The organism is Psychrobacter sp. Pi2-51, assembly GCF_904846665.1.
Lineage (GTDB): Bacteria > Pseudomonadota > Gammaproteobacteria > Pseudomonadales > Moraxellaceae > Psychrobacter > Psychrobacter glaciei.
On record NZ_CAJHBP010000015.1, the window covers coordinates 37,778 to 61,125 of the forward strand.

20 protein-coding genes and 1 tRNA gene are annotated in these 23,348 nt (G+C 43.9%); 10 read left to right on the forward strand and 11 right to left on the reverse strand.

Annotated elements, in window-relative coordinates; all coding sequences use genetic code 11:
• Positions 1–15 precede the first annotated feature (15 nt).
• From gspJ to JMY08_RS09225, 5 genes are all read right to left on the reverse strand, one after another.
• The gene (gene gspJ / locus JMY08_RS09205) at positions 16–849 is read right to left on the reverse strand and encodes a type II secretion system minor pseudopilin GspJ (protein ID WP_201593000.1); all 834 of its coding nucleotides are present in this window, start codon (positions 847–849) and stop codon (positions 16–18) included.
• Entirely contained in the window at positions 846–1,337 is a 492-nt protein-coding gene (gene gspI, locus JMY08_RS09210) for a type II secretion system minor pseudopilin GspI (protein ID WP_201593001.1), read from the reverse strand. The genes gspJ and gspI overlap by 4 nt, the downstream gene beginning before the upstream one ends.
• A gap of 3 nt (positions 1,338–1,340) precedes the next feature.
• Positions 1,341–2,153: a prepilin-type N-terminal cleavage/methylation domain-containing protein gene (locus JMY08_RS09215; protein WP_201593002.1), complete on the reverse strand. Its 813-nt coding sequence runs from the start codon at positions 2,151–2,153 to the stop codon at positions 1,341–1,343.
• A 193-nt stretch (positions 2,154–2,346) separates the two neighbouring features.
• Complete coding sequence (locus JMY08_RS09220; protein ID WP_194618893.1) at positions 2,347–3,030, reverse strand: TetR/AcrR family transcriptional regulator; 684 nt, start codon at positions 3,028–3,030, stop codon at positions 2,347–2,349.
• Positions 3,031–3,263: 233 nt separating this feature from the next.
• Complete coding sequence (locus JMY08_RS09225) at positions 3,264–4,052, reverse strand: TatD family hydrolase (protein ID WP_201593003.1); 789 nt, start codon at positions 4,050–4,052, stop codon at positions 3,264–3,266.
• Between the two features lie 310 nt (positions 4,053–4,362).
• Here JMY08_RS09225 and JMY08_RS09230 point away from each other — a divergent pair, with 310 nt between their 5' ends.
• On the forward strand, positions 4,363–5,028 hold the full coding sequence (locus tag JMY08_RS09230; RefSeq protein ID WP_201593004.1) for an acyltransferase: 666 nt from the start codon (positions 4,363–4,365) through the stop codon (positions 5,026–5,028).
• 53 nt (positions 5,029–5,081) lie between these two features.
• Here JMY08_RS09230 and JMY08_RS09235 read toward each other — a convergent pair whose 3' ends face one another.
• Entirely contained in the window at positions 5,082–6,869 is a 1,788-nt protein-coding gene (locus JMY08_RS09235; protein WP_201593005.1) for a GspE/PulE family protein, read from the reverse strand.
• Between the two features lie 102 nt (positions 6,870–6,971).
• Positions 6,972–7,823: a tRNA (N6-threonylcarbamoyladenosine(37)-N6)-methyltransferase TrmO gene (gene tsaA / locus JMY08_RS09240; RefSeq protein WP_201593007.1), complete on the reverse strand. Its 852-nt coding sequence runs from the start codon at positions 7,821–7,823 to the stop codon at positions 6,972–6,974.
• A gap of 620 nt (positions 7,824–8,443) precedes the next feature.
• On the opposite strand from tsaA, the gene JMY08_RS09245 reads away from it, so the two are divergent.
• The 9 genes from JMY08_RS09245 (at position 8,444) to infA (ending at position 18,326) form a co-directional block, all read left to right on the forward strand.
• On the forward strand, positions 8,444–9,217 hold the full coding sequence (locus JMY08_RS09245) for a ferredoxin--NADP reductase (protein ID WP_010199805.1): 774 nt from the start codon (positions 8,444–8,446) through the stop codon (positions 9,215–9,217).
• A 140-nt stretch (positions 9,218–9,357) separates the two neighbouring features.
• Positions 9,358–9,443 (forward strand) — tRNA-Leu (locus JMY08_RS09250).
• A gap of 258 nt (positions 9,444–9,701) precedes the next feature.
• Entirely contained in the window at positions 9,702–10,787 is a 1,086-nt protein-coding gene (gene dinB, locus JMY08_RS09255) for a DNA polymerase IV (protein WP_201593009.1), read from the forward strand.
• A 178-nt stretch (positions 10,788–10,965) separates the two neighbouring features.
• Complete coding sequence (gene queA, locus JMY08_RS09260) at positions 10,966–12,171, forward strand: tRNA preQ1(34) S-adenosylmethionine ribosyltransferase-isomerase QueA (RefSeq protein WP_201593011.1); 1,206 nt, start codon at positions 10,966–10,968, stop codon at positions 12,169–12,171.
• 147 nt (positions 12,172–12,318) lie between these two features.
• Entirely contained in the window at positions 12,319–14,085 is a 1,767-nt protein-coding gene (locus JMY08_RS09265; RefSeq protein ID WP_201593012.1) for a FimV family protein, read from the forward strand.
• A gap of 57 nt (positions 14,086–14,142) precedes the next feature.
• Positions 14,143–15,837 carry a FimV/HubP family polar landmark protein gene (locus JMY08_RS09270; RefSeq protein ID WP_201593013.1) on the forward strand — a complete coding sequence of 565 codons (1,695 nt, stop codon included), beginning with the start codon at positions 14,143–14,145 and terminating at the stop codon, positions 15,835–15,837.
• A gap of 161 nt (positions 15,838–15,998) precedes the next feature.
• On the forward strand, positions 15,999–17,099 hold the full coding sequence (locus tag JMY08_RS09275) for an asparaginase (protein ID WP_201593014.1): 1,101 nt from the start codon (positions 15,999–16,001) through the stop codon (positions 17,097–17,099).
• 44 nt (positions 17,100–17,143) lie between these two features.
• On the forward strand, positions 17,144–17,983 hold the full coding sequence (gene truA / locus JMY08_RS09280; protein WP_201593015.1) for a tRNA pseudouridine(38-40) synthase TruA: 840 nt from the start codon (positions 17,144–17,146) through the stop codon (positions 17,981–17,983).
• 121 nt (positions 17,984–18,104) lie between these two features.
• Positions 18,105–18,326: a translation initiation factor IF-1 gene (gene infA, locus JMY08_RS09285; RefSeq protein ID WP_021814850.1), complete on the forward strand. Its 222-nt coding sequence runs from the start codon at positions 18,105–18,107 to the stop codon at positions 18,324–18,326.
• A gap of 403 nt (positions 18,327–18,729) precedes the next feature.
• Here infA and JMY08_RS09290 read toward each other — a convergent pair whose 3' ends face one another.
• From JMY08_RS09290 to leuD, 4 genes are all read right to left on the reverse strand, one after another.
• Positions 18,730–19,992 (reverse strand): L,D-transpeptidase family protein, encoded by a 1,263-nt coding sequence (locus JMY08_RS09290; RefSeq protein ID WP_201593016.1) that lies wholly within the window; start codon positions 19,990–19,992, stop codon positions 18,730–18,732.
• Positions 19,993–20,560: 568 nt separating this feature from the next.
• The gene (gene leuB, locus JMY08_RS09295; protein WP_189581070.1) at positions 20,561–21,664 is read right to left on the reverse strand and encodes a 3-isopropylmalate dehydrogenase; all 1,104 of its coding nucleotides are present in this window, start codon (positions 21,662–21,664) and stop codon (positions 20,561–20,563) included.
• Between the two features lie 180 nt (positions 21,665–21,844).
• Positions 21,845–22,561, reverse strand: coding sequence for a hypothetical protein (locus JMY08_RS09300; RefSeq protein ID WP_201593017.1), 717 nt, complete (start codon positions 22,559–22,561; stop codon positions 21,845–21,847).
• A 126-nt stretch (positions 22,562–22,687) separates the two neighbouring features.
• Positions 22,688–23,338 (reverse strand): 3-isopropylmalate dehydratase small subunit, encoded by a 651-nt coding sequence (gene leuD / locus JMY08_RS09305; RefSeq protein ID WP_194618911.1) that lies wholly within the window; start codon positions 23,336–23,338, stop codon positions 22,688–22,690.
• Positions 23,339–23,348: the final 10 nt, after the last annotated feature.

The window sequence follows — 23,348 nt, forward strand, 5'->3', positions numbered from 1 at the left end:
CACATTTTCAATACCTTATAAATTAGCATTGCCCACACCAGCGTTAGCAGTATTGCTACCATTAGTATTATCGTTATTGCTGCCATTATCGTTGCTGTTATCACTTTTACTATTAGGTGTATTTTGCATACTACTACGAGGGAATGGCTGCGGCGCAAGTGCCCATTGCCAAGTGATAGGCATATCTTGATAAGTGAAGCTGACGGCAATACCTTTTGGTAATAACTTAGCCTCAGCTTGGCTACTCGCTGTATTAGTCATTTGCCCAGACGCGCTATTCGTATTGTTGTTATTGTTATTATTTTCGTCAGGAAACTTTGTCGCTATCTCTGGTAAATAGGCCTGCCAGCGTGCTGCGGTCACCCCTTCCAACAATACACTATCCAAACTAACGCTATCAGGCCCCGTTGCGAGGCTGGTATATTGACGGCGAATTAAACGCTCATCGGCAAAAATATATTCGACGTGCTGCATACTGGTACTGCTTTGGTAGCGTGGGTCAGGATCTGCAAAGCGTACAAAGCTGACACGCTCGCCATCTAGGCTCATAAAAGGCTCAGGCTCTATCGCATTGTCTTGGCTGCTTTCGTTGCCACTATTTGCGACACTAATATCTTGAGTACGGGCATCTTGCGTCGTGGGTAACTGATAAGGAATGATTTGCCCCATATCTTGTTGTAGCTGCAAATAGGCATATTGCAAGACAGCCAGATTATCAGCATGAAATTGTGCGCGCTCACGGGCGCGGTTCACACTATCAAACACTTGCCAACCAGCCACTGCCAACATCGCAAATATTGCCATAGCAACCATCAGCTCAAGTAAGGTAAAGCCGCGCTGCTGTCTCACGGGTTACCTCCACTTGAATTTGGGTTCACTAAATCCAAACTACCCACATCTTGTTCTGGATTACTCAAAACCACCTTAATATCCGTCACTGTGTTGCCTGTCTGTCCATCGATAATAGGCGCGACAGCGATAGTAACTTGTTTCAATGCTGGGGTAATGGTATCACCGACTGTCATCACTACTTGCCAATCCCGACCTTGCGCATTAAGCGTTTGGCTGCGATTAGCAGTCAGCCATGTCTCTTGAATCTGTAGATCAGCCGCCGCATTTTGAGCAACGAAATGAGCCAGCGTACGGGTACGCAACACATCAACCGAGCTGAGATACGCACTGCTGGCACGGCTAGCAGCGACAGCGACGACGGCTAAAATCGCTAATGCGACCATCACTTCAATCAAGGTAAAACCGCTTTCACGTGTCGACTTTAAGAAGGTATCTTCGCTAGGCCTAGTAGCCGAATTGATAGGCAATTTTGATAACTTAACCATCAGCTACAGTCCTTGTCCTAACGACATACTACCGTCCGGCATGATGGTAATTACCTCACCCACCAAACGCGAATTATGACGTACTTCGATCGTTACAGGCGTTGCTTGCCCGGTGCCAAACCAGAGTATTTGAGGTACCGTCTGATCAGTAAACCAAGGCTGTAGCATCTGATTCTGTCCAGCATTTACAGCGTTGCTAGCATCTAAGCTTTGCACACTCAAACTAACCCCATCAGGCATTTCAGGCAACGTGACTTCTGGTTCAATCTCCCAACTTGGCGTTGGTATTTCGCCTTTCGTACCCGACAAATCTGTAGACAATTCCATAACATTTTTGGGACGGCTGTCCTTACCGTCTGAGGTGATATCAGCGGTTTGATAGGCAATATAAGGATTCGATAAGGTGACGATGACCGGATTTACTTGACTTTGTTTATTTGCTTGTAAGCTTAAGCCCATTGGCTGCATACGCTCAGCGGATAACAGCCGAACGTAACTCAATGAATCGGTAAGGTGTTCATAAAAGGCACGGTTTTTTCGGGACTCACTACTACCAACTGACAAGCTCATCATGCCAGCAAAGATGGACAGAATCACCACCACTACCACGATTTCAACAAGGGTAAAACCAGCTTGCGCATGGGTGTTTTTTGATATTTTAGAGGATAAAACGGGAGGAGTTTTTACTATAACGACATTGCAGCCGGTACGAGCGACCGAACTATTAGCCTTTTCAGTATATAGTGAGTGTTGACTTGCTAAGCCTAAATGGCAAGCGACCACTGAACTGGACTGAGTCTTAGCAGTGACCGGCATATTGCACCTATTGGCCTATGATTAGGGTCTGTTATATAAAGTAGTAAACATAGCAGAGTGATAGATATTGTAGGCTTACACAGAGCGTAATTTCTTGAGAGTTCTCATCACTCAAACCTTGGCAACTTTGGCGTGTTGCAATAAGAATATTACAACACGGATGCTTTTAAATTTATGTAAATGCCTACAGGCCCTAGTAATTGGTGTTGCGATGTTCTTCTGACTCAGTATCAATTTGCTCTACCAGCTCTTGCATATCTTCATCCATGACTTCTTCGTCGTCGGCAGGATAGTGACTAGGCAACTCAAGCATTTGCTGGACAAAAGCATAACGCAGAGTATCACGGCGACCCAAATAACGCTGATAAAAGCTTGAGTTTAATAGTCCCGCACCGCCTTGACCCATCGCCCAAATAGAGGACAAATAGTCACGCGTACTCAAGTTACTGTGCTCATCTCTCAAATAAGCACTGATGATATCAATCAGACGCTTCATACGCTGACGACGAATATCATACAGCTCACCAAATAAGCGATTGAGACCCGTCACCGATGCTGCTAAACGCTCTTCGATTTGATTGAGTAGCATGGCTTTTTGTGGATTAAACAGTTGCTGAAAAATCATACGAGCAACGCCTGCCGAAGGACAATCATCAATTCGATTAATCTCAAACAGTTGCTCTTCATAGCGAATAATAATACGCAAATAGAGCTCATCTTTACTGGAGAAATGCTTATATAGCGTCCCTTTAGCTAAGTCCAGCTGATCCGCCAAACTGTCTAAAGTGATATCACCATCGCCTGACTCAAGTAGCAATTGCTCTGCCATCGCTAAGATATTTTCTTCTCGTGCCTTGAACTGATGCTGACGACTCATAATCTCTCCTAAAACCTGACAAGATTAAACATATGACCCTCGAATGGATTAGTGCGTCGGCGACAAGCGTATGAGGTCATACAAAGTCTACTCGAAAACCACCAAAGGAGATATGCTTATGTTTGCTAAATAGTCATTAATAATCATATGCTTACGCTCGGGATAATAAGTACAAATAGCGTAAAGTAATAAGACTATCTAATAAATGACTGAGTGGTCATAGCATAACGATTTTAATGGTACTGTGCCAGTAAATTTTCAAAGTTTTTTGCGGTCAATGCCCCAACCTCATCACTACTACAACCATACATATCTGCCAAACAACTTGCCACGTAGGGTACATAGGCTGGCTCGTTGGGTTTACCACGTTTAGGCACAGGTGCTAGATAAGGACTGTCGGTTTCGATAAGCAGTCGGTCTCTAGGCATGTTTTTTGCGGCATCTTTGATGGTTTGTGCGCTTTTGAAACTGACAATACCTGAAAACGAGATATAAAACCCTAAATCTAGCGCCCGCTTGGCTGTCTCCCAATCTTCGGTAAAGCAATGAATAATACCGTGCTCAGCGCCCTCTGCCTTTAAGATATCAATCGTATCTTCTTTGGCATCGCGCATATGTATGACGAGTGGTTTTTTTAAACTTTGACTGGCATGAATGTGACGTGCAAGGCTGGCTTGCTGCTCTTTTTTATTTTCAGTTGACCAATAATAATCCAGCCCCGTTTCCCCAATCGCCCATACATGGTCGGCATCAGCCGTTTCGATCAGACGTTCGACCGTCGCTGATTGCAAGATACTGATATCTTCACAAGGATGGATACCGACGCTCATGCCAAGATTTAGCGTCTCATCGCCATAGAAGCTAACGATATGGGCAATCTCGTCATATTCAGCAAAATCACACATAATCGCCATTGCCCGAGTGACATTGGCGGCTTTCATTGCGTCAATCGCACCAGACAATTGACCATCATACTTGGTTAAATCTAGACGATTAAGATGGCAATGGCTATCAGTAAACATAAACACTCTCGTTAATAAAAATGAATAAATAAAAATATTAGGGATAAGTCTTCAAAGTGACAGTCGTATTGGTAACAATCGTATTAGTAATACTCGTATCTATTGTCCCAAAGGCAGCTGTTTTCAAGTAAAGTTTAGCGGTACACTATCAGAGGTATGGTTAATCGTGTCTGAAACGGTATCAAAACTGACTATAGTTTTGACATGAGCCTTGACATGATTCTTGATATAAAGACAGCTAACCAACCATAAAAGCCATGCGCTAGCGAAAACATTACGCCTTCTACTCACTTCTCATAAGCCTTTTATTATGAACCACAAAAAAACCATCAGCCTTTCTCCGATCATAAAAGCATTGTTACCCAAACGGTTATACAAAAAGCGGTTTTTATTACAAGATAAAGGGTACGATAATCATATTAGTATTGCTAAAGACGCACGCATCATTGGTAATTCAACCATTACCATTCGCAAAGGCCATGACAATCAAATCACTATCGGTCAGGGTGGCAAATTTAATCAGTTAAAAATTGACATCAATGGCAACCATAATCAAGTCACGATTGGAGAGCACGTTAAGTTTTCGGGGCAATTATTGGTTGTCGGTAATCATCTGCATATTTATATCGGTCATCATACCACCGCCATCGATTGCTATATTTTGGCTCGCGATAAAAGTGTGACCATTGGTCAATCATGCATGATATCACGTGGTATCGAAATTCGAGCGACTGACGTTCACAAGGTCTATGATATAGACACTAACGCGCGAGTGAATAAAGCACATACAGACGTCATTTTAGGAGACCATATTTGGATCGCCGCCAATGTGACCATCTCTAAAAACGTCTCTATCGCCAGCGGTTGTATCATTGCAGCTGGGGCATTTGTCAATAAACCAGTCGAGACGCCCAATTGCATGATTGCTGGTACACCAGCCAAAATTATTCGCCAAAATGTACGCTGGGAGCGTTAAATAATCAAGTCATAAAGCGACGTTTTACCATAGCGAGCATTGGCTATTTAAGGTCAATGCAATGGCACCACTCGCATCACCTCTTCTAAGGTCGTCACGCCTTCACTGATGCGCTTTGCGCCCGATAAGCGTAACGGCTGCACACCTTCGCGATACGCTTGCTGCTTTAGCACGTCCAAATTGGCATCAGCGGCGACCAGTTTTTTGAGCTCATTCGATAGCGGCATAATTTCATACAGACCGATTCGACCTTGATAGCCTGTATGACGGCAATGCTCGCAGCCCTGTGCCACATAAATTTGTGCTGGCACGGGCGCGCGCCAAGGCTGAACCAATTCCTGCCATTGAATTGCAATTTCACTATCTGCAGTCACGTCCAGCGCTTTTTTGCAGTGCGGACATAATGTCCGTAGTAGACGCTGTGCCATGACGCCTAATATGGTCGCTGAGGTTAAAAACGGCTGAATACCCAAATCATGCAAGCGAGTGAGTGAACTTGGCGCATCATTGGTATGCAACGTCGAGAGCACCAAATGCCCAGTCAGTGATGCTTGCACCGCCATATTGGCAGTCTCAGCATCGCGAATCTCACCAACCATAATGATGTCTGGATCTTGCCGCATCAACGAGCGAATACCATCAGCGAAGTGTAGATCAACCCCCGGATTCACCTGCATTTGGTTAAAGGCTGGCTCAATCATCTCGATAGGATCTTCAATCGTACAGACGTTGACCTGCTCAGTGGCGAGCTGCTTAAGCGTACTGTATAACGTCGTGGTCTTACCTGAGCCAGTCGGACCCGTGACCAAGATAATGCCGTTTGGATGCGCAGTCAGCTCATGCCAAGTATCAAGCTGCTTACCTGACAAACCAAGCTGAGCAAACGAGCGCACCAGCACTTCTGGGTCAAATACCCGCATGACCAGCTTTTCGCCAAAGGCAGTCGGCATCGTCGATAGACGCAGCTCAGTTTCCAGACCTTTTGGCGTACGGGTTTTTAAGCGGCCATCTTGAGGTTTGCGCTTCTCTGCGACATTGAGTCGTCCTAAGATTTTAATCCGCGCCGTCACCGCGACGATAATCGCCAGCGGCATCTCGTAGACGGTATGCAACACGCCATCAATACGAAAACGCACTTTTCCGGTCTCACGGCGAGGCTCTAAGTGGATATCACTGGCGCGCTGCTCAAAGGCATATTGCAACAACCAATCGACGACTTTGACAATATGCTGGTCATTGGCATCAGGGTTGGTATTGTCACCCAATTGCAATAACGCCTCGACATTGGTGACATCCGCCGCTGCCCGCTTGTGGATGCTATTTGCTCCTGCAATCGCTTGCGTGACTTGATAGAACTCTTGCCGATAGCGGTTGATCTGTTCAGGATTGATAAATACCGTACGAAAGCTTTTGGACTTAATGAGCTTTTCAATATTGCTATGCCAATCACTATAAAAAGGCTGGTCGGTGCCAATGACAACTTCATCAATCGTCACCTCAATCGGCAAAATATGCTGTGAGCGCGCATATTCAAAAGACATCAACTGCGTAACGGCTGGCACATCAACTTTTAAAGGATCGATACGCACGAGCGGCATATCTGCTTTGACAGCCAACCATTCATTGAGCCATGGCAGTGTCAATTTCTGTTGTTGCTCATTATCCAAAGCATGTCCATTGGGTAAGCCAAATTCACTAATCGTTAGGAGCGGATGCTGCGCCTTATCACGGCGACTGGTAATCACCAAATTGTAGCCACGCTGATCAATCACCTTATCCGCCAATAATTCATCTAGGCACCAACGCAAATCAATCACGATCGAATACTTTTGAGCAGACATATTTTTCTTCTTTTATTAGAATTTTTTGCAAACCAACTGTTTTATGATGTCGATAAATTGGTATAAATAAAAACGACATAAAGAACGCGCTACTCTCTCACGCTACAAAACCACTGCTACAACGTCCGTTATTTGCAACTGTCCCGATTCTATTAACTGAAAACTGACATCGACAGACTTATAGCGCATAACAAACTGTTTATTTATTTCCTCACGGCGATAGGCAGGACGTGGATCTTGTGCAATTAATGCTTTGATAGCATCGAGGTCAGATCGTATGAGTTGCGTTCTTACCTTGTCAATGACTGCCGCTACCGTATATGGTTCGCTAGGTTCTTTATAAGGCTGTTGATTGACCACCATTTGTGTAAATTGATGGTAAGCAAACTCCGTTATAGTCACATCTAATGACATGGGCGCAGAAGGCGCAAAGCCACTTTTTGCATGCACTAATGCATCACTATAAGCCACATAAGGTTTGATATCGATAATGGGCGTGCCATCTATCATATCAGCACCGCTGATAATAAGTAACACTCGACCTTGTACTATTTCAATACGCTCAAACTTGACCACAGACAATCCCAAAGCGGATGGTCGGTACATACTGCGACTGGCAAATACGCCTATTTTCTGATTACCACCAAGCCTTGGTGGTCGAACTTGCGGACGAAAGCTGCTGTCTGCTTTATTTACCTGTTTATCTTTAGTCGCTTGATTGATTTTATCCACATAATTATGATGAAACTGCCAACTGATCCAAATATGACTAAATGCTTCCAAACCAATAAATGCCGCTGGCGTGTCATAAGGCGCTAGCATCTCAATCACACTGGTCAAGGCCACCAAATTCGGTTGCCTTGGCGCGCCAAATTTCTGTGAAAGCGGCGCACGATGATAGCCAATAATAGGTGCTCGATGATGGTCATCCAAAGATGCATTATGGTCAGACATATATCCACTCCAATGATGGCAAACGGCCTTTATCAAGACAATTGTCCCAATCATACAAAATTACTCACTAACGATATTCCATTTTATCATGCTACATAGCGGCCGCTAGACAGATTTTTATTTTAAAGTTTGGTATTATGATCGAGAAATTTATTGAGAATGGCTTGCATTCATACGACAGCGGTATTGCTCATGAGGATAAAAACCCTCGCTATTACTGTACAATTCCTAGGGCGTGTCCTCATTTTAAAAATGAGGATAAAAGTGAGGTAAATTGCAGTCAAACAAGGAAAATAGCTCAGATAATATCGAGATATTACCTAGCTAATTGACGATGTTTGGCAAGATTTAACCACTTTTAGCCCATTTAGATCGCTATCGGTTGAATTGAGGACACGCCCTAGTATGAAAGTGGAAAACACCTTATAAATTGATTCATAAATTTATGACCTTATTGGTTTATAGATAACAGATATTTCAAAGTATGAGCCGTTATTATTAGCAATTTTGATGATTACCCATTTATATATTGTTAGCCCCCAAAACATATCATTGAAAATTTCAATTTAATACTCATTTACACTTAACGATAAAAATAGTGATTTATTAACGAGGACTTTATGTCAAAACTTCGCACCGAAACGGTCACAGAGGTTCATCATTGGAATGATGCCTTATTTAGCATCAAAACCACACGTGACGATGGTTTGCGCTTTCGCAATGGCGAGTTTGCGATGATTGGTATCGTTGTCGATGGCAGACCACTCTTGCGCGCTTATTCGATTGCTAGCCCCAACTACGAAGATCATTTAGAGTTCTTCTCTATCAAGGTTCCAGATGGTCCTTTGACGTCACGCCTACAGCACATCAAGGTCGGCGATGAACTGTTGGTCAGCAAAAAGCCCACGGGTACGCTTGTCTTAGATGATTTACTACCAGCCAAACACCTTTATATGCTGTCGACTGGTACTGGGCTTGCGCCATTTTTGGCCTTGGCACGTGATCCTGAAGTCTATGAACGCTTTGATAAAGTCATCATGGTGCATGGTGTACGCCATGTCGATGACTTGGCTTATCGTGACATGTTCGAAAATGAGCTGCCCAACGATGAAATCTTTGGTGAATGGTTCCGCGAGAAGTTTATTTATTATCCAACGGTTACTCGCGAAGAATTTAGAAACCAAGGCCGCGTTACCGATTTGATGAGATCAGGCAAACTCTTTGAAGATATTGGTTTACCGCCAATTAACAAAGACGATGACCGTGTCATGATATGTGGCAGCATGCCGTTCAATGCGGAAGTCTCTGAGATTCTAGATGGTTTCGGTCTCACTGTGTCACCACGCATGGGCGTTCAAGCCGACTATGCGGTCGAAAGAGCGTTTGTCGGTTAATATTAATTTGATTAAAAGCACAATTATTATAAATAATTCTTGACGCTCAAAAATAGGCTGCTATAATACGCAGCCTATACAGAGTTAACCCTGTAGCCCAATTCAATAAAGTTCGCATTATAAACTTTATTATCTAACATGCCAGTGTGATGGAATTGGTAGACATGACGGATTCAAAATCCGTTGCCTATAAAGCGTGTCGGTTCGAGTCCGACCACTGGTACCATTTTTAAAATAAAAAAGCCTCCCTAGTCGGAGGTTTTTTTATGCCTAACAATAACTCATGCAGCAGCTCTTTACTGATATATAGTCGATACAGACAGCTGCATTAATAAAAGCACATTAACGCTCAAAATCTTCCAATAAAAGTTGCTGATTGCCGTTATTCCTTTTGCATGAATAGGTTCAAAAATGTTGCTGTAACTCGTTCATATACCTAACAATCAATACCAAAATAACCATAAAATCAGGTAAAATAGTGGTCATGACCGCTTCTATAAACCCTAGCCCGCGTAAGATTATTCACATCGACATGGATGCCTTTTATGCCAGTGTTGAACAGCGCGACTTCCCTGAGTTACGCGGCAAGCCCTTGGTAGTGGGCGGCGACCCAAATGGTCGCGGTGTGGTGGCAGCGGCGAGTTATGAAGTGCGCAAATTTGGCGTGCGGTCTGCAATGTCCTGTTATGAGGCACGCAAACGCTGTCCAGACGTGGTGTTTGTGCGACCACGCTTTGACGTCTACCGTGCTGTCAGCAGTGATATCCGCAGTATCATGCACCGCTTGACACCGCATGTTGAACCCTTATCTCTAGATGAAGCTTATCTCGATGTCACTGGCTTGCAATTCCAGCAAGGTTCTGCGACTTTGATGGCCAATTGGCTACGGGCGAAAATCTTAGAACAGACCGGATTAACTGCCTCTGCGGGGGTATCGTTTAATAAGATGCTGGCAAAAATTGCTTCTGATATCAACAAACCGAATGGCACAGCGATTATCACCCCAGCCGATGCTGATGCGTTTATCAGTACGCTACCTATTGAGCGTTTTCACGGTATTGGTAAGGCAACTGCTACGCGCCTCCATGCGATGGGCGTGAGCAATGGTGCTGATCTTCGACGCATACCAGCCGCCGTATTGGTGCAGGAGTTTGGCAAACGCGGCCAGTTTTATCACGATATTGCTCATGGTCGTGATGAGCGCCCTGTCAAATCTGAGCGCACGCATAAATCTGTGGGTTCTGAGACCACATTCCGAGACAATTTAAGTGATAATGACGCACTAAGAGCCCAAATCTACGAGCAAAATGACGATGCGTTTGGACAAATGCAAAAAAAACAGCTGATTGCTTATACCATTACCCTAAAAATAAAATACGCAGATTTTACTCAAATTACGCGCTCACACACCTTATCGACGGCATTCTCCAATGCTAACTCTGCTCATTATTGGCTTGATAAGCTATTTTTAGACATTCCACGTGACCTTCCTATTAGGTTGGTTGGGGTTACTTATTCTTCATTAACTCCTGCCACGCAATTACTGCCACAGTTAAACCTTTTTGAATAACCTAATGAATTTCTAGTGTTAAAGCAGTAAGCTGCTGTCTATTGTTTGTAGTAAATGCTTAGGCTATTTTAATAATTAAAATAGCTTTTATACCAGTTTATCCTTTCGCAAACTATCCCTTCATATGCTCATTTCTGCTACAATTACGCCAAAATTCCTATCTATTCAAAGACTGATTATGACTGACTCTCGCCCTGTAGCTGCCGATAGTAATACCGCCATTCATACTGATACAAACGCTGATATATTAGACTATTTAAGCGTAGACGATTACGATTATGAGCTACCAGATACTCTGATTGCTCGTTACCCGTTGTCAGAACGCTCCGCCTCAAAATTATTATATCTGCCTGCCGACCATCATGGTGATAAGATCAGTCAAGCCGAAGATCGTTTATTTGCTGAATTACCTGATCTATTAAATGCAGGCGATTTGATCGTATTTAACGATACCAAGGTCATGAAAGCGCGCTTGTTTGGTCAAAAAGATACCGGCGGCAAGGTTGAAGTATTGATTGAACGTTTGGTTAATATCTCGGATTTGGACATAGCAACTTTGCATTTAATGGCGACAGATGAGCAGCCAGTTACGAGAGAATATGTCGCGCTTTGCCATGTGAAAGCCAGTAAAGCCCCCAAGCTTGGTCAGCGACTGGCGCTTGCGGATGGTCACATGGGCTGCGTGATGATTGGTCGCCAAGACAATTTATTTATCCTAGCGTTTGACGCGCCTATTTTGCCTCATTTAGAGCTTTATGGTGAATTGCCCATTCCGCCCTACTTTGAGCGTCATGCCGATGCCACGGACAATACCCGTTACCAAACGGTCTTTCATGATCCAGCCAAACTTGCCAGCGTTGCCGCACCCACAGCCAGTCTGCATTTTGATGAGAGTGTGTTAAGCAAACTTGCGGCAAAAGGGATTAATACAGCGTTTGTCACCTTGCACGTTGGCGCTGGTACTTTTGCCCCTGTAAAGACAGATAACTTGCTCAACCACACCATGCACAGCGAATACGCGCATCTACCGCAACCGACCGCCGACCTTATCAATCAAACCCATGCGAATGGTAAGCAAGTCATCGCTATTGGTACGACGGTGACGCGCGTACTCGAAACAGCGTATCAAAAAACAGCAGCTGACGGCAAAGCACTTGCTAGCTGGTCAGGCGACACCGATATCTTTATTTATCCTGGATTTGAATTTGGGGTCATAGATCGTTTATTGACTAACTTTCACTTACCCAAGTCTACCCTATTGATGCTTGTATCAGCATTTGCAGGCAAGGCCGCTATCGAACAGGCGTATCAACATGCTATCCAAGCTGAATATCGCTTTTTTAGCTATGGCGATGCGATGCTCCTTGACAAAAAAATCAGGTAATACCTTTAAAGTTGCAACATTATTGGGCATTATTAGTCAACGTTACTTTTTAGTAGCTACTAAAAAGTAACGTCTATGAAATAAACTGGTAAACTAAAGCGTATTTTGTTATAACAGCACAAGTAACTTACACTCTAAGGGCTGCACATGTCTCGTCATTTATCTCATCGCTTGACTACTGTAAATTGTGCGGTGTCGATGGCGTTACTTTATTCAATAGGCTCTATTGCTATATCGTCTAGCGCGCAGGCAGCAACGATCGGTAAGACTGTCGTAACCTCTGCGCAGCACGAGCCCTTAGCCGCAAGTATAATAGTGACTGACATTAAAGCCGCTGACTTTTCCGCCAGCTTAGCGAACCCTATTATTTATCAACAAATGGGGCTTACGCCAACGGATTCAATGACAGTGAGTTTTAGACCCACGTCAGCGAGCAGCGGGCAAGTTTTGATCAACACCACGCAGCCCGTTTCTAAGCCTTTTGCCGATGTGGTCTTAGCCATTAATGACGGTGGTCAACGCAATGTCATTCCTAAGACATTGCTCATGCCTCTTGATGACAGTATACCTATTAAGCCATTTAACAAACCTTCTAAAAATATCGTGACCGGTGCAAAGAAACCCAATCTGCCTATCATTTCAGCTACCAACGCCAAACCGTTGACGGTTAGAAAAGGTGCGCCGCCACCACTGATATCAACACCTAGAGCGGCGACAGCGACAGTTACCTCAAACTTGCCAGTAATAGCCACCTCTGCACCGCAGAGCAATCGTCCTATTTATTCCCCAAGTCGCTTGGATAATGGGCGTTTGAATGCTAGCAACAACGTCATGACAACGGCTGCTAGCGCTGTAGATATCAGTCCTGTTGACAAGGCAACTAGCAACCCTGTCGAAAACAAAGTAATGATCAATAAAAGCATGGCTGACAGTACAACGGCAAATAATAATAAGACAATTGCTGGAATCACTGACAAACAGTTCGATATTTTAAATATACAAATCATAAGACAGATACAGCCTAGCAATAAGACCAGTACTGGCATCATGGCCAACGCTCCTGCATCGCCAATGCCGAATAACAATGCTGCCAGCACTGCATCAATGGCAAAATCAGATTCTAATAGCGCTATTACTACTACTGCACCAAGCAGCATCCCCTCTAGCGCTGTTGCCGCAGGGTCGACTACAGTGAATAGCAATACTGCCGCTACAATTAACACAGCAACCAATCGCGCTACTAGCACGTCCGTTGACTATCAAGTACAGCGCAACGATAGCTTATGGGTTATTGCCCAGCAAATTGCCCAAAAAAATAACCTAGACGTTCAAACGGTCATGAAACAAATTCAGGCACAAAACCCGAATGCTTTTATCAATAAAGATGCAGATCAACTAAAAGCGGATGCTAAGCTGAGCTTACCCAATTATGAAGTCGTACCATCACAGCAAAACTTGGAAGCGGCTATTAATGCTCAAAGACAATATAGACTGAGCGCAAACACCCCTACCGTCAAGAAAACAGCGCCCCCAAAACCAGCGGCTAAAACGACAACTGAGACAGCGTCTGAGACGACTCAAGCAACTCAAAACTCTGAAAGCCCTAAGAATCCAGCCGCCACTAAAACCCAGACATTACCAAAAGCGCGTTTTTCTGTACTCGCACCTAGTTCTAATACTGATAAAAATGGCAACGCCGACGGTAATAATGCTAAAGCAGCAACGGCCACGGGCAATGGTCTCAGTACAGAGACCTTAGCAACGCTCAAAGCCTCTAGGCAAGGAGCTGCGTCACAAGCACAGCGCCTGTCAAAAACCAACAATATGCTTGACGGTTATACTAGTAAATTGCAATTACAAAACCAAAAACTGGCGGAGCTTCAAGCTCGTCTCAAAAAATTACGCAATCAATAATTGCCTGACTGATCAGCGCAGTGTGCTGCAACAGTGATCGTAGGCGTGGGAGTAACTATGGACAATATGCTATATATCATCGCCGGACTGGTACTTATTTTAATCATAGCCGTCTTGGTAATGCGCAAGAACAAGGCGCAGAAGCCATCAGCACCTACGGCTGTGCAGGCCGACAAGAATTTGGCAGCCAGCAACCCAGCGACTACATCTGGGGCCAAGCAGCGCAGTCCTACGCAGCAAAATGCTGACAACGAAGGCAAATTTGATAACCTATCGGTTGCGCAGCGCTTTATAAATCAACAGCGCTATGACAAAGCCATTGAAACACTCAGTCGTGGTCTCATAGAAAAACCCAATGACAGTCAGTTATTGCTGAAGCTCTTAGGTATATACGCAACTACCAATCAAACGGATGACTTTTATCGCGTCTATGATGACATTAAAAGTCACAGTGACCCAAAAAGCATCGCACAAGCCGATGAACTAAAATCATTACTCACTGAAGAGCAAAACCAAGCAGCACAGTATGCGGTAGCGGCAAAAGATACTCAAAATACTGACTTTGAAAGTTTGGATTTTGACTTACCTGCCAGCCAAGTCGTCAATACACCGACTGTTCAAGATACGGTTACTGCTGAAGATAGCGCTACACCTCTAATCGATGAACCTACCGAAAAATCAGGACTGTCTGATGACTTTAATGATGTCAATCCTACCACTGAAAATGTCGATGACACGTTTGACCTGACACTTAATGACCTAGAAAATGATGGCGACGAGCCAACCGCTACTAGCGTTATGCCTGTCAGTCAGGTCGACATCGTCGAAGAGGAAAATCTGACTCTAGATGCTAGCGATACTACGCCTATCATTCAAGACAACGATATCAGCGACTTTGATTTTGGCCTTGATTTGCCTGAGCAGACGGATAATATTACTGAACCTTCTGTCAGCTCCACTACTGACAGTGCGCCTCAAGACATCATGTTAGAAGATGAAGACTTTGTCTTAGATTTTTCAGACTTAGAGGCTGGTGTGGATACAGATGCTGCCAAGGCGACTGGCGAAACTACAACAGATGTGACTCAGAATAGTGACGACGACTTTGTATTGTCTTTAGACGATATCGATGAATCAGTTGCTATAGACAATGTCTTAGAAAGTGAACAGCCTACTCTTGCAGAAGATAATGATCTAGGTGATTTTATCCTTGAAGAGAACAACTTTAAAGACAATGACCTTGAAAACAATGATCTTGAAAACGACAGCTTTGAAAACAATAATTTCGAAAGCAATGACTTTGAAGACAGTAGCTTTGAAGACAGTAGCCTTAAAGATCAGCCACTTGATAATAATGCTTTAGAAAATACTCACATTGAAGCGTCAAGCATGGCACCAACTGCGCCATTGACGTTTGATGAAGATACATTAGCAAACGATGATTTCGACTTGCTAGCAGATGCACCAACGGCGACGACTCCAGTCGATGCTGAGTATGATGTAAGTACAGTGGACAGTGAGATTGTTACTTACAATGAAATCGAAACAAAAGAAGATTTCTCTTTACGTTTTGCCGCAGACTTTGATTTTGTTAAAACCTTGGATAGCAATCAAGTCACTTTAGACTTGGCTGGTCAATATTTGCAATTGGGTGAATATGACAGTGCCAAACGTTTGCTAAACGAAGTCATGACTCAAGGTAATAGCGAGCAACAGCAACAAGCTCAAATGCTACTTGACCGCACTGCATAGTCAATAACCTCTTCTAATATCAGCAAGTATCCTCTAATCATTTAGAATAAATACTTGCTGATTTTTTTTGCATTTAGCCTTTATACTATCTATCATCATATTACCTATCATTACCAAGCTCTCTCGTCTCTTTTTTTGCCTTCATTGACTGTGCCAATATTATGCCATCACCTGCTATGACAAAAAACTTATCCGACCCCATTCAACTCATTTATGCTGGTGGCACTTTTGGTAGCTACGGACGACCCTTAGCACCTTTATCAGCAGAAATATTTCTACCCACATTGCAACAACTGCTAGTTGAGCAAGATAGTTCGGGCAATCTACCTCAGATTTCATGGCTCGACAATACCCTAATTAAAGACAGCAGCCAGCTCACACCCAGTGACTTTATACATTTTTACACGCTCCTGATGAACGCCTATGCACAAGGTGACAGACGCTTTGTATTAATCACTGGTACTGACACTTTAAGTTATTTAGGGGCATTTTTAGCGGAAGCTTTTGCGGGCAGCGATATTTGTGTCGTTGTGACTGGAAGTATGCGCCCATTGTTAGACAGTGAGGTTTTGCATAACTATAGCGTCGATGCGAACAGTGACGCGTGGGATAATCTGACGGACGCCTTAAAACTGGCAGCAGCTGGTGAATCTGGTGTTAAGATCTGCTTTAGTGGTGAGTCATGGCCAGCACAAACGGTGCAAAAGATACACAGTCACGATCTGATGGCATTTACTGGACATTCTCGAGCCGCTTATCCGGCCAATAGCTATATCAGAACGTTACCAGATACACGACGGCAGCATTGGCTGGATGACCAGTACGATATAATTAATGCTATTCAAAGTCGCGCTGAGCAAGTCCGCATCCATGCTTTATACTGTTTGCCTAATGACACTGGGGTGATGAGCAATCAGCTACAAGCATTATTGTCGCAGCCGCCATCTGGCATTATGCTATTGGGGTTTGGTGCAGGCAATGTTCCTTATTCAGACGCATTAGCAGCAGCTCTACAGCTTGCTTATGAGCATGGACATATGGTGATATGTGCCAGCCAATCGCCTTTTGGGGGAGTGAGTGACAGTTATGCTGCTGGTAGTTGGCAGTATGACTATCATGTGATAGCCGGTGGGCGCTTAACGATTCCCGCTATTTACGCTCGCTTATTGTGGCTATTACTGCGTTATGACAGTCCTGCAAGGCGTCGACAGCGCTGGTTAAATAATGTCACTCAAGCTGGTACGACCATCAAAAAACGCTAACTGACCATTACCTCCTACTCAACTGTATACACTCTGAACACACCATGACTGAGATTAAGCATATAGCGTCTGACGATTCACCCTTTTATACCTTAGCGATTGCGGTTGAGTTTTTGGGTACTCATTACCACGGTTGGCAACGTCAACGAGAAGTGCTCGGCGTCCAACAAGCGCTAGAGACTGCCATCGGTAAGGTCGCCAACGAACCGGTAGAAGTAATCGCTGCTGGTCGTACCGATGCCAGCGTGCATGCCAGCAATATGATTGCCCATTTTACTACCCGCGCTTATCGACCTTCAAACAATTGGTTGCGCGGTGTCAATAGCCTGTTGCCCGATGACATCGCCCTCCGCTGGATTCAACCGATGCCAGCGGACTTCCATGCGCGCTTTGGTGCCATTGCTCGCCGCTATCGTTATATCACTCTTAATCAAGCACAGCGCCCCGCTATTTTGAATCATCAAGTAACGCACATCTATGAGCCACTTGATTTGGCAGCGATGCAGTTAGCTGCTGCCGATATTGTTGGTATTCACGATTTTAGCAGCTACCGCGCGGCCGCTTGTCAATCTAATCAGCCAGTACGAACCGTCAGTCATGCTAGGTTATTTGCTCATGGTCAGTTTATCGTTTTTGACATCCAAGCAGATGGCTTTTTGCACCACATGGTGCGTAACTTGATGGGCACCTTATATGCCATCGGCAAGCACCACTTAGAACCGGCAGATTTTTTACGTATTTTAGCCAAAAAAGACCGTACGATTGCACCGCCTACCGCCTCTGGAGATGGTTTATATTTCATTAACGCCTACTATCCTGAACGATTCCAGCAGTTATTACCGGATGCCCCTCTGACGCCCATTTGGTTGAATTTACCTGACTAGATTGATATAAGCTGGTATACATAACGGTTACAAGCTGTCAAGTAAAAACCTATGGCTGTATTGCTTTAATCAGCAAACTTACGTATAATGTCGGCTTATTTTTAATTGATTGATACAAATTATGGCAAAAGACGATATTATTGAATTTGAAGGCGAAGTTATTGATACCCTTCCAAATACATTGTTTAAAGTTCGTTTAGAAAACGGACACGAGATCATTGCGCACATCTCAGGTAAGATGCGTAAGCATTACATTCGTATCTTGACTGGTGATAAAGTTAAGGTCGAAATGACACCTTATGATTTGTCCAAAGGTCGCATTACTTATCGTGGCAAAAACTAATATTATTATCAACTAGAATGGTTATAACAGCGTTTGTATCGAAACCTTTCATTTACGAATAAACGGTTTTGGCTAATATAAATTCTTGAGTGGTTTAACTGATAATAATAATGACACTGCTAACCTACTCATTATTGCCTATCATATTCTAGTTGCTGGTTTTGCCATAAAAAATACCGCTATTTAACAGCGGTATTTTTTATGGCTTTTAAGATTTGCTAGGGCGTGTCCTCATTTTAAAAATGGTCATAAAAATGAGATAAATTGCCGTCAAACGAGGAAAATAGTGCAAATAATATCGGGATATTAATCCGCTATTTGACGATGTTTGGCAAAATTTAGCCATTTTTAGCCCATTTAGATACAATCGCTTGAATTGAGGACACGCCCTAGTACTGAACCGTTACTTAAACTCTACTGTCGCGCCATTTTGAATCACGCCTAACAGCGCTAACGCATCCCAGTTAGTCAAGCGCACACAGCCTGCTGAGGCTTGGCGACTGATACGAGCAGGATCTGGCGAACCATGAATACCATACGAGGGTTTGCTTAGCCCAATCCATACCATTCCCACAGGATTATTAGGACCGGGAGGAATAATCGCCTTACTGCCGTCATCGGCAGTATAGGTATAATTGGGCTCATGCACTTTTACTTCTACGGTGTGCGTGCCTGTTGGCGATGGTGTCGCCGTGCTACCTACAGTGGTTGGATAGCTGGCAACCAAATTGTCCTGGGCATCATAAGCATAGAGGGTTTCGGTCACTCTATCAGCGACCACGCGGCTGACAGGCTTGGTATTAGGGTTGCCAGGATTGTAAACGGTGATGGTTTCGCCTGCGCTAAAACTGGCAGTGGGATTGAGCGATTTTAGATACTTTTCACTAATATGAAATTTTTCTGCCAGCCCTTCGGTCACACTTTCGTAATACATCCCCTCGAGCTTGGCTTTTTCTTTTGCCGCTGCTGGGATAGTGGTGGTTTTAATATTGACGTCCGCCTCAGTCAGCTGATAGCTCACCAATACTGGTTGCGCCATCAGCTTGTCGTTTTTAGTTAATGCTTGCCACGTTTCTGTATTTAGCGTTTCTGTGACCGTCAAGCCATTGGCTTTTTGGAATGCTTGCATGGCTTTGCGGGTATTCTTGCCCCAATAACCGTCAACAGAACCCACGCCACTGTGCTGCCAATTTAATAATGCTTGCAGTTTGGTGCCAGTATTGCGATTAATATTCATCCCCGCCTGCCAATTGGCGCTATTCACTTTTTGAGCAATCTCTGGTAAATTTTCTGTGCTATATTTAATCGTGGGTAAAAATTTATTCAGTGATACGGTAGTTTTACTCTTGCCTGTCAGCTTTTGACTAACGCCATTGGTCACTGGACTCATGTCAGTGGACTTATCTTTCACTGTACTACTAGTCGCTTCCATGGCAGGTGTATTGGTAGCAGATTCATTAGCAATAGTGCTATTAGTACTATTAGTGCTGTTAGTGCTGTTAGTGCTATCGCTAGTCTTAACAACATTACTACTGCTACTTGATGGCGTGCTTTCATCGGTCGCTGTCATATTTTCAGTGGTTGCTGCCACGCTTTGACCTATGAAAATAGTGGTTGATAAACCGATCGCCAATAACGCAGTGCTTATTTTTGTCAATTGATACATGTGGTGCTCCTAAAATTATTATTTGCCTTATCAAAATTTCTTTATCAAGTTTTATTGCTCTAATCTACTATTGATCTCTATCGTTTTAATTCTTTATGAGCAGTCTTTGCATGAATAAAGGTTATTACTGCTTGCTGATAAGTTGTTTATATTGCCATATTCCCTTGTGAGCATATAACAGCTTTGTGTTACTAAGCGCCTTATCCTGCGGTGTCTGTGTTAATACGACGTCCATTTGACTAAAATTATTAGGCCGTGTCCTCAATTCAACCGATAGCGATCTAAATGGGCTAAAAGTGGTTAAATCTTGCTAAACATCGTCAATTAGCTAGGTAATATCTCGATATTATCTGCGCTATTTTCCTTGTTTGACGGCAATTTACCTCACTTTTATCCTCATTTTAAAAATGAGGACACGGCCTAATGTATTTTTCGGTACTTTTTTTAAGTCCAGCTAAATCCTTGGCGCATAAAAAACCCATAAACTGCTGAGCAATTTATGGGAGTTAATATCGAAATAAGACAGCTAAAATATGGTGGAAACCTTAGCAGCTATTAGCGTGGTTTTTTATACCAATTTAGCCAACACCGCTTGCCCCATTTCTTTGCAGCCTACTTGTTTTAAGGCGGCTTCACTGGCATCTAGAATATCAAGGGTGCGCAAACCATCATCAAGAACATCACTGACTGCCTGCTCAATCGCTTGGGCAGCTTGTTCTTGCTTAAAGGTATAGCGTAGCATCATCGCGACAGAAAGAATCGTGGCTAATGGATTGGCTTTGTCTTGACCAGCAATATCAGGGGCGGAACCATGACATGGCTCATACATACCTTTACCAGCGGCATCAAGACTGGCAGACGGTAGCATCCCGATAGAGCCTGTCAACATGGCCGCTTCATCAGACAAGATATCGCCGAACATGTTACCCGTCACCATGACATCAAACTGTTTGGGATTTTTGATCAGCTGCATACAAGCATTGTCAGCATACATGTGCGATAACGCCACATCGCTATAGTCCGCTTGCTGCATCTCAATCATTGTCTGCTTCCACAGTTCAGTGACTTCTAGGACATTGGCTTTATCTACCGAGCAAACTTTGGCTGGCGTACCTGCTGCCTGTGCGCGTGTTTGCGCCAATTCAAAGGCGACCTTACCGATACGCTGAATCTCACTGGTGCTATACACCATGGTGTTATAGCCTTGTTGCTCGCCGTTTTCCAATGTGCGGATACCGCGTGGCTCACCAAAATAAATACCGCCCGTCAATTCACGGACAATCAGTAAATCGAGACCTGAGATAATCTCAGGCTTGATACTAGAGGCATTGACAAGCTGCGGATACAGCTTTGCCACACGTAGATTGGCAAACAAACCCAGCTCACTACGGATTTTAAGCAGACCACGCTCAGGGCGTTTGCTACGCTCGATACCATCCCATTTAGGTCCACCAACTGCACCTAGTAATACGGCATCAGCAGCACGCGCACGCGCTAGTGTCTCATCTGGTAAAGGCTCACCCGTTGCATCGACTGCCACCCCACCGATTAACCCAGATTCAAGGGTCAAACCTAACGAAAATTTCTTATTAATCGCTTCGAGCACATCAACAGCTTGAGTCATGATCTCAGGGCCAATACCATCGCCCGCTAATGTTAAAATCGTTGCCATACTGATCCTTTTGGGTAAGTAAGTTTTTATAATAGGTACTGCTAGCGCTGTATTACCGTCTTCTACAAAACGACCACTATCGATAATAGACCACCATCAATAATGATAGCCATCACAGTAGAGGTTGTTGTCTTTAATTAAGCTAGGTTTTGTAGAACCATCCAATTGAGAGTCTAGGTATCAAGCCACGGCTTTTAATGGAGTGGACTTTTTCTCAATAATACTGGTCTCTACAAATTCCCCTTGATGCTCAGCGCCCAGCTGTTTACAAAAGCGCCGCTGCAAATTACTGTCTTGCGACAACTCAATGCATAAAGGCTCAGGCGATGCCGTGTCTAATAAGCTCCCTGAATTGTCGCTAGATTTTTTTTGATAAGCATGTAACTGATAAGTGCCTGGCTCGACGAAATCATGAATAATCGCAAAACGTTCAACATAGCCGACGTTGTTTTCTGGATAGAAATTTACCTGTACTTCGTGTTTTGCAGGTTTGACCCGCGCGTAGTAGTTGGTCAGTCCTGGCATACCAGAAGCAGATAACGGAACGATTTTGACAGCATCTTTATTAGAAAGTGGCGTCATGTCGATATTCATCTGTGCTCGTGCCCGCTGATCGGTTTTATTCATAGGCATGATAACCAGCATGTCAGGACTGACCGGCTCGTGGGTATCCGGTGCAATCACTAAGGTTTTATCTATCTGCACAATTTCGCAGTGGTAGGTGCCTATGCAAGAAATATTCACCTCACCCTCGACGGGTTGGATGTTCCCCACTCGTACCTTGGCACTATCTGCCTTGTCTATTTGTTTATAGCCCGTCAATGACTGACAGCCTGTTAACAATAAGCTTACAGCGACAGCCATACTTGTCCAGACAGCATAACGTTGTTTATTCATAATGACGGCTACTATTTAATATGGAAGATGAATTACCCTTCATTCTAGCCAGTTCATCACGATAACTCAACGCTGCGTTACTATTGTTCATCGGTTTTTTATAGCCACTGGTCTATGAGTTACTCTCTACGCGCGTACTTCATTGAATATCCAAGGCGTTTTTTGCATCATTTGATGCTCGTAGTCTTTGATAGCATCACTTTGCTGTAGTGTTAAGCCGATATCATCCAACCCATTTAGCAAGCAATGTTTGCGAAATTCATCGACTTCGAAAGGATACTCTTCCCCAGTTGAAGTAATGACCACTTGGCGCTCAAGATCGGCGGTTAGCTCATAGCCTTCGTTAGCAAGTGTATCTTTCATTAGGGTATCTACAATTGCCTCGTCCAAGACAATTGGTAGCATGCCATTTTTAAAACAGTTGTTATAAAAAATATCGGCAAAGCTTGGCGCAATCACCGTACGAAAGCCGTATTCTGACAATGCCCACGGCGCATGCTCACGACTAGAACCACAACCAAAGTTGCGGCGTGCCAGTAAGATAGTCGCGCCTTGGTAACGTGGCTTATTCAATACAAAGTCTGGGTTAATCACTCGCGTGCTATTGTCTTGACCCGGATAGCCTTCGTCTAGATAGCGCCAATCATCAAATAGATTGACACCAAAGCCGGTACGTTTAATAGACTTCAAAAACTGCTTTGCAATGATTTGATCGGTATCGACATTTGCGCGATCGAGTGGGCAAACGATACCTGTTTGGGTGTTATAAGCTTGCATGGTTTTTCCT